This is a genomic window from Caballeronia sp. INML2 (assembly GCF_023631365.1).
GTDB lineage: Bacteria > Pseudomonadota > Gammaproteobacteria > Burkholderiales > Burkholderiaceae > Caballeronia > Caballeronia turbans.
The window spans coordinates 1-453 of the sequence record NZ_JALQDH010000223.1 but is presented as its reverse complement, the minus strand read 5'-3'; the positions used below and the strand labels follow the sequence as shown (position 1 = coordinate 453).

Below are 453 nucleotides of genomic sequence, written 5' to 3'. Positions count from 1 at the left end.
TCATCGCTACCTGCGTACGCCATGCGACGTGCGGCGTTACGATCAAGTCGGCTCGGGGATTGCGCAGCAGCGGATGATCGGGCGCAGGCGGCTCCTGCTCCAGCACGTCGAACGCGGCGTTGGCGATCAGTTTGCGATCGAGCGCCTCGACGAGCGCAGCTTCGTCGACGATCCCGCCGCGCGCCGTGTTCACGAGCGATGCAGTACGCTTCATCCGCTCGAATTCGCCTATCCTGAAAAGATGCCGCGTTTCTTCCGTGAGAGGATAATGCAGGCTGATCACATCGGACTCGCGCAGCACCTCGTCGAATGCGGAGTAGCCGGGACGGACCGCAGTTGCGCCCTCGCGGTCGGCGAAGAGCACACGCATGCCGAACGCCTCGGCGAGTTGGCCGATGCGCTTGCCGCCATGCCCCGACCCGATGATGCCAAGCGTCGAGCCGTAGAGATCCA

General features: G+C 64.2%; 1 protein-coding gene. It reads right to left on the bottom strand.

Features of this window, described 5'->3' with window-relative positions:
* Window positions 1–453 (bottom strand): NAD(P)-dependent oxidoreductase (locus NCT32_RS37100; protein WP_284508648.1); only part of this gene is annotated, 453 nt, incomplete at both ends.